The following is an 8,138-nucleotide window of genomic DNA, read 5'->3' as shown; positions in this document are numbered from 1 at the left end:
TACCTGTACGAGCAGAACGGCCAGATCATCGGCAGCACCGCCAGCAGTGAAGGTGGCGTGAATGCCAGCAACACCATCTTCAACCTGAAGGTGGACGGCAGCGGCAATGTCACCCTCACGCAATACGCCGAGATCGATCACGCGTTGCCGGGCGCGACCAGCAACTATGCGACCCAGCAGACCTCCCTCGGCACTGGCCTGGTGAGCCTGCAGGCCAGCGCCACCATCACCGACTACGATGGCGACAAGGCCAGCTCCACGGCCTCGCTCGACCTGGGCAACAAGGTCGCGTTCGACGATGACGGCCCGTCCATCTGCATCGATCTCAGCGGTAAGGTTCCGGTACTGCTGCACACCCAGGACGCCGACACCATCGGCAGCAACTTCGACACCGCCACCACCAGCTTCGCCGCGGCCTTTGCCATCACCTCGCAGAGCGCTGGCGCCGATACGCCGGCCGCGGTGAGCTGGAGCTATGCGCTGAAACTGGACGTGGCCGAAGGCACCCAGTCGGGGCTGAACAGTGCCGGGCAGAAGATTTATCTGTACGAGCAGAACGGCCAGATCATCGGCAGCACCGCCAGCAGTGAAGGTGGCGTGAATGCCAGCAACACCATCTTCAACCTGAAGGTGGACGGCAGCGGCAACGTCACCCTGACGCAATATGCCGAGATCGATCACCCGCTACCGGGCGCGACCAGCGACTACGCGACCCAGCAGACCCCCCTCGGCACCGGGTTGGTCAGCTTGCAGGCCACCGCTACCATCACCGACTACGACGGCGACAAGGCCAGCTCCACGGCGTCCCTGGATCTGGGCAACAAGGTCGCGTTCGACGACGACGGCCCGTCCATCTGCATCGACCTCAGCGGCAGCAAGCCCGTCGTGCTGCTGACCCACGACGCGGACACCATCGGCTCGAACTTCGACACCGCCACCACCAGCTTCGCCGCGGCCTTTGCCATCACCTCGCAGATCGCCGGCGCCGATACCCCGGCCGCGGTGAACTGGAGCTACGCGCTGAAGCTGGACGTGGCCGAAGGCACCCAATCGGGCCTGAGCAGTGCGGGGCAGAAGATCTACCTGTACGAGCAGAACGGCCAGATCATCGGCAGCACCTCGAACACCGAAGGCGGGGTGAATGCCAGCAACACCATCTTCAACCTGAAGGTGGACGGCAGCGGCAATGTCACCCTGACGCAGTACGCCGAAATCGACCACGCGCTGCCGGGCGCCACCAGCAACTACGCCACCCAGCAGGCCCCCCTGGCCACCGGCCTGGTGAGCCTGCAGGCCACCGCGACCATCACCGACTACGACGGCGACAAGGCCAGCTCCACGGCCTCGCTGGACCTGGGCAACAAGGTGGCCTTCGCCGACGACGGCCCGTCCATCAGCGTCGGCCTGGGCAGCCAGTCGGTGCTGGTGCAGACCCAGGACGCCGACACCATAGGCGCCAACTCCGACACCGCCAGCGGCGACTTCACCGGCGCCTTCGTCATCACCTCGCAGAGCGCCGGCGCCGATGCCCCGGCCTCCGCCGTGAGTTGGAGCTACAGCCTCAAGCTGCTGGCCGGGCAGGGCGCCGACAGCGGGCTGAGCAGCGGCAACGCGACCATCCACCTTTACGACGTCGGCGGCAAGATCGTCGGCAGCACCGCCACCAGCCTGCAGGGCGTGACCACGGCCAACACCGTGTTCGACCTGCGCCTGGACGGCAACAGCGGCAAGGTGATCCTCACCCAGTACTCGGCCATCCAGCACGACGGGCCGGGGGCTTCCGGCAACTACGACAGCCAGGTGGCCTGGCTGAAGACCGGGCTGGTCGGCCTGGAAGGCAGCGCCAGCATCACCGACTACGACGGCGACAAGGCCAGCAGCAGCCAGACCCTCGACCTGGGCAACAAGATCGGCTTTGCCGACGACGGCCCCACCGCGGTGGACGACCACCCGGCATGCCTGCTGGTGCAGCCGCCGCCGGCGGTCAACCTGACGCTGGTGCTCGACGTCTCCGGCAGCATGCAGGGCAGCAAGCTGGCCCAGGCCAAGGCCGCGCTGATCAACATGCTGCACGAGTACGCGTCCATGGGCCTGCTGATCCAGGTCTCGCTGATCAGCTTCGCCACCTCGGCCAGCGCCGCCAGCCACTACAGCTTCGACGACGCCGGCGACAGCGGCTACACCAGCTTGGTGAACGCCATCAACGGCCTGCAGGCCGGCGGCAACACCAACTACGAGGCCGCCCTGAACCGCGCCCAGACCAGCATCAACGCCGACCTGAACGCGCCGGGGGCCGACCCCGCGGCGATCAACCGGGTGTACTTCATCTCCGATGGGCAGCCCACCACCGGTAGCACCAACTCTGCGCTGAACGCCTGGCAGAGCTTCCTCGCGGCGCACAACGGCAGCACCAACAACGTCGAGGCCTTCGCCGTCGGCGTCGGCACCTCCATCACCGACCAGGACCTGGTGCGGGTGGACAGCCACGGCACGCCGGTCATCGTCACCGACCCCAGCGACCTCAGCGCCACCCTGGTCAACCTCAGCCACCTCGACGCGGTCAGCGGCAACGTGCTGGCCAACGACCTGCCGGTCAGCGCCGACGGCACCGTGCGCATCACCCAGGTGAGCATAGGCGGCGAGACCTTCGCGGTGGACGCCAACGGCAACCTCACCAACCTCGACCCCAGCGCCAGCCATGCCACCGGCAGCTACAACGCCAGCAGCGGCCTGCTGACCATCAGCACCGACAACGGCACCCTGACGCTGTACCTCAAGGATGGCGGCGGCCACCACGCCGGCGACTACACCTACGCGGTCAAGGCCAGCGTGAGCTTCCCGGAAAGCGGGCAGATCAGCGAATCGTTCCAGTACACCATCGTCGATGGCGACGGCGACACCGCCTCGGCCAACCTCGACATCTGCGTGAAATACGGCGCGCCGATCCTGGTGGTGGGCAGCAATGCCAGCGACACAGACGGCTCGACGACGCCCCACGTCGTGCCCAGCCCGCTCGGGCCGGACCACGGGACCATCGCCGGCAGCTTCGGCAACGACGTGCTGATCGGCGACGTGGGCGGCGTTTCCGTCACCACCACGCCCGGCAAGAACTACAACATCGCGCTGATCATCGACACCTCCGGCAGCATGGCCGACGCCTCCGGGACCACCGGGCTCAGCCGCATGGCCCTGGCCAAGGCGGCGCTGATCAACCTGCTGAACCAGATCAAGGGCCACGACGGCACCATCAACCTGGCCCTGGTGTCCTTCGCCGACGGCTCGACGCTGACCCAGGTGCATGGCCTGAACAGCACCAACGTCGCCACCCTGATCAGCGCCATCAACAGCCTCGGCGCCGTGGGCGGGACCAACTACGAGGCGGCGCTGAAATCCACCGTCGACTGGTTCAACGCCACGGTGGGCGGGGGCGCCAACGCCGCCCACGACTACATCAACCTGGCGTTCTTCCTCACCGACGGCAACCCCACCACCTACATCGGCGACAACAGCAACAGCGGCACCGTCACCAACTACCACGACATCAAGGACGCGCTGGACGTCGCCAACAACCTGCTCAACGGCGGCGGCCTGTTCAGCGGCAGCGACCACGTGTCGGTGAACGCCATCGGCATCGGCGACGGCATCAACAGCGGCATCCTGCAGTTCTTCGACAACACCAGCACCACGGGCACCGCCACCCTGCATTTCACCGGCAACACCCCGGACCTCACCGCCAACGTCGGTCAGCCGCAGATCATCAACACCGCCGAACAGCTGCAGACCGCGTTGCAGGAAGGCTTCAGCAACACCTCGCCGCAGGCGGTGGGCCACGACCACCTGGTGGGCGGCGACGGCAACGACATCCTCTTCGGCGACGTGATCAACACCGACGCCCTGAGCTGGACCGGGCACGCCGCCGGCACCCACAACGGCGCCGGCTACCAGGGCCTGGTGGACTACCTGACCGCCGCCAACGGCGGCGCCGCGCCGTCCCAGGGCCAGGTGACCAACTACATCGTCGCCCACGCCTATGAACTCAACGTCGCCGGCGACACCCGCGGCGGCAACGACACCCTCGAAGGCGGCAAGGGCGACGACCTGCTGTTCGGCCAGGGCGGCAACGACACGCTGCTCGGCGGCGACGGCAACGACATCCTGTTCGGCGGCATGGGCGACGACACCCTCACCGGCGGCACCGGCGCCGACCAGTTCGTCTGGCAGAAGGGCGAGGCCGGGCATGACGTGATCAAGGACTTCAACATAGGCGAGGGCGACTCGCTGAACCTGGCCGACCTGCTGCAGGGCGAGCACGCCACCGCCGATTCGCTGGCGCAGTACCTGACCTTCTCGGTCAACGCCACCACCTCGACCACCACCATCTCGGTGAACCCCACCGGCGCGAGCGGGGGCGCGACGACCCAGAGCATCGACCTGGCCAACGTCGACCTGGTGGCCAAGTACACCGACCACCACGGCGGCGCCATCGTCTCCAGCGGCGACACCCATGCGGTGCTCAACGGCCTGCTGGCCGACCATGCGGTGAAGGTGGACACCGTCTGAGCGCGCCGCAAGGGCGCCCGCGACCGCCGCCTTCGGGCGGCGGTCGCGTATCCGCTGGGGGATGGCAGCGCATATCCGGGATGAATGATCGTCGCGCCCCGGCATTCGCTCGCCCTATGCTTGGCCGACTGCACCTCCCCAATCGAACAACAAGCAACGAGGTTTCCCATGCGTGAAGTGGTGATCGTCGACAGCGTCCGTACCGGCCTGGCCAAGTCGTTCCGCGGCAAGTTCAACATGACCCGGCCCGACGACATGGTGGCCCACTGCATCGACGCGCTGCTGGCGCGCAACGGCCTGGACCCGCTGCTGGTGGACGACTGCGTGGTCGGCGCCGGCTCCAACGAGGGCGCCCAGGGCCACAACATCGGCCGCAACGCCGCGGTGCTGTCGAAGCTGGGCATCCACGTCGCCGGCATGACCCTCAACCGCTACTGCTCCTCGGGCCTGCAGGCCATCGCCATCGCCGCCAACCAGGTGGCCTCCGGCTGCAGCGACATCCTGGTGGCCGGCGGCGTCGAGTCCATCACCCTGACGGCCAAGTCGCGCAACACCGACCACTTCGTCAACCCGCGCCTGGAAGCGGAATTCCCGGGGATCTACTACCCCATGGGGCAGACCGCCGAGATCGTCGCCCGTCGCTACAACGTCACCCGCGAAGAGCAGGACCTCTACGCCCTGCAGAGCCAGCAGCGCACCGCCCGCGCCCAGGCCGAGGGCCTGTTCGACGACGAAATCGTGCCGATGAACGTGCGCTACGCCGTGGAAGACAAGGCCACCGGCGAGAAGAAGGTGGTCGAAGGCGTGGTCGATCGCGACGACTGCAACCGTCCGGACACCACCCTCGAAGGCCTCAACTCGCTGAAGCCGGTGTTCGCCGAAGACGGCTCGGTGACCGCCGGCAACGCCTCGCAACTCTCCGATGGCGCCTCCATGACCCTGGTGATGAGCCTGGACAAGGCCCTGGAACTGGGCCTCAAGCCCAAGGCCTTCTTCCGCGGCTTCACCGTGGCCGGCTGCGAGCCGGACGAGATGGGCATCGGCCCGGTATTCTCGGTGCCCAAGCTGCTCAAGGCCCGCGGCCTGCAGATCGACGACATCGACCTGTGGGAGCTCAACGAAGCCTTCGCCTCGCAGTGCCTGTACGCGCGCAACCGCCTGGGCATCGACAACGAGAAGTACAACGTCAACGGCGGCTCCATCTCCATCGGCCACCCCTTCGGCATGACCGGCTCGCGCCAGGTCGGCCACCTGGTGCGCGAACTGCAGCGGCGCAACCTGCGCTACGGCATCGTGACCATGTGCGTGGGCGGCGGCATGGGCGCCACCGGCCTGTTCGAAGCGCTCCGCTGAGTCTGGCGGCCGTCCCCACGCAGGAGGGCCGATAGCGAAGCCCCGGCAGCGATGCCGGGGCTTTTTTCATGCCCGGCGCCGCCGGCGAGATCGAAGGTGTAGCGATAGGCCCGTAGGATGGTGTTGAGCGAAGCGATACCCATCACCAAGGTCCGATGGGTATCGCAAGCTCAACCCATCCTACGAGAACAACCTGCCCCCGGAAGACCCCCAAAGAAAAACCCCGGCACCAGCCGTAATGCTGTTCACTTAAGAAAGGATGTCGTTTCTCTGCCTGGGGGAAACGGTATTTTTCATTTGGGGTTATGGCTTGGCTCGCGAAGCTTGCCCCACTCCGGCCTTAACCTCGTCATTGCCGCGAACAATACTAATAACCCAGTTGCCTCGGCTTGGGTGTTTCTGCGCCGCACCGAGTCTGCCCGACCGTCTTGTTTCGCCCCCTCGGGCGAGTCCCTTTTGTCAATCGCCACAAAAGGAACCAAAAAGGCTTGCCCCGCATACGGGCCCGATGGAGCCGGGCTACCCTCGCGAATTCCCCCGCCACGGAGGCTCGCCCCGAGGGTACGTCCCTGTAGCCCATCGGGGCTCTCGCGACATCCATGTCGCATGACCTCCTGAGCGCCGGTTTCGCTCGGCCTTCTGAAGGGGCGTTTCGGAGTGCGCGGAGGTTTCTCTGGAAGTCCCAAGAGCAAAAGCCAGAGCAGAGCCGCTTTTGCTTTTCGTAGGAGCGAGCTTGCTCGCGAACGAGAGTTTCCCGAGGACGCTGGTACGTTGGGTTGACTCCGCTCCCTCTCCCCAGCCCTCGGCTGCGCGCCCCGCCCTGAAGGGAGAGGGGGCTTGTCCGTGCCGAGAGAAGATTTGGCGTCAGTCGGAAACTTTGCGGTAGCCGGCTAACGCCGAAATACCCGAGCACACCGAACGGTCCCCTCTCCCTTCAGGGAGAGGGTTAGGGAGAGGGGACGGCGTCAACGCTTGCACCGTAGCCGCCGGGTAACTCCGTTCGCGAGCAAGAGCTAGGCGCCCCCCTCGCTCCTACGAAAACAACCTGCCCCCGGAAGACCCCCAAAGAAAAACCCCGGCACCTGGCCGGGGTTCATGACTCACCTAAAACCCAGACAACACCTACTGCGCCACCCGCGCATACAGCCCGGCGGCCTGCTGCATCCGGCTGATGTACTGCATCACCTCGCGTTCCGCATCGAAGCGGGTGAAGAACGGCCCTTCCAGCGTGCCTTCGCGGGTCGAGAAGAAATACTGGCCATTGACCGCGCTGATCCGGTCGCTCCGATAGTGGGTGCCCGGCTCGCCGTCAGTCACTCGTTTACCGAACATGAAGATACCTCCCACACCTTGCGGGTTAATGATTTCAGTGTAGTCAGGCCGGGCGGCGGCGGGGCGCAGGCGACGAATGGACGGCGGCGGGGGCCTTGGCGGCTATGCTCAATGGCCAGTGGCGCGAGGCCAGGTGACTGCATGTCTTTTTGGTTATAAGAAAATCAAAATATATTCTTTTTAATGCAATCCGGCCTTGTGCATAGTGAACCCCACACGAACCAGGAGCCCAACCCATGAGTCTGCGTCTCGGCGACATCGCCCCCGACTTCGAACAGGAATCCAGCGAAGGCCGCATCCGTTTCCACGAATGGCTCGGCGACAGCTGGGGCATTCTCTTCTCCCACCCGGCGGACTTCACCCCGGTGTGCACCACCGAGCTGGGCCTGACCGCCAAGCTCAAGGACGACTTCGCCCAGCGCGGCGTCAAGGTGATCGCGCTGTCGGTGGACCCGGTGGAGTCCCACGTGAAGTGGATCGACGACATCAACGAAACCCAGAACACCGTAGTCAACTTCCCGATCATCGCCGACGCCGACCGCAAGGTCTCCGAGCTGTACGACCTGATCCACCCGAACGCCAACGACACCCTGACCGTGCGTTCGCTGTTCGTCATCGACCCGAACAAGAAGGTGCGCCTGACCATCACCTACCCGGCCAGCACCGGGCGCAACTTCAACGAGATCCTGCGGGTGGTGGACTCGCTGCAACTGACCGACAACCACAAGGTCGCCACGCCCGGCAACTGGCAGGACGGCGACGAGGTGGTCATCGTGCCCTCGCTGAAAGACGAGGACGAGATTCGCCGGCGTTTCCCCAAAGGCTACCGCGCGGTCAAGCCGTACCTGCGCCTGACCCCGCAGCCCAACCGCTGATTTTCCCGCGGCTGCCCC

4 protein-coding genes are annotated in these 8,138 nt (G+C 65.8%); 3 read left to right on the top strand and 1 reads right to left on the bottom strand.

The window, feature by feature from the left end; all coding sequences use genetic code 11:
* A partial coding sequence (locus tag FG99_RS30850; RefSeq protein WP_177330914.1) for a DUF5801 repeats-in-toxin domain-containing protein occupies window positions 1-4,560 on the top strand: 4,560 nt, incomplete at its 5' end.
* Between the two features lie 168 nt (window positions 4,561-4,728).
* Entirely contained in the window at window positions 4,729-5,913 is a 1,185-nt protein-coding gene (locus FG99_RS20590) for a thiolase family protein (RefSeq protein ID WP_009618792.1), read from the top strand.
* 1,122 nt (window positions 5,914-7,035) lie between these two features.
* On the opposite strand, the gene FG99_RS20585 is transcribed toward FG99_RS20590, so the two are convergent.
* A complete protein-coding gene (locus FG99_RS20585) occupies window positions 7,036-7,245 on the bottom strand; it encodes a DUF6316 family protein (protein ID WP_009618794.1) in 210 nt (69 codons plus the stop codon).
* 236 nt (window positions 7,246-7,481) lie between these two features.
* Between FG99_RS20585 and FG99_RS20580 the strand changes: the two genes are divergently transcribed.
* Window positions 7,482-8,120, top strand: coding sequence for a peroxiredoxin (locus FG99_RS20580; protein ID WP_043272102.1), 639 nt, complete (start codon window positions 7,482-7,484; stop codon window positions 8,118-8,120).
* Window positions 8,121-8,138 lie beyond the last annotated feature (18 nt).

The sequence above is a fragment of the Pseudomonas sp. AAC genome (genome assembly GCF_000725445.1).
Lineage (GTDB): Bacteria > Pseudomonadota > Gammaproteobacteria > Pseudomonadales > Pseudomonadaceae > Pseudomonas > Pseudomonas citronellolis.
The sequence above is the reverse complement of the archived record's forward strand: the minus strand, read 5'-3'. Positions and strand labels throughout refer to the sequence as shown.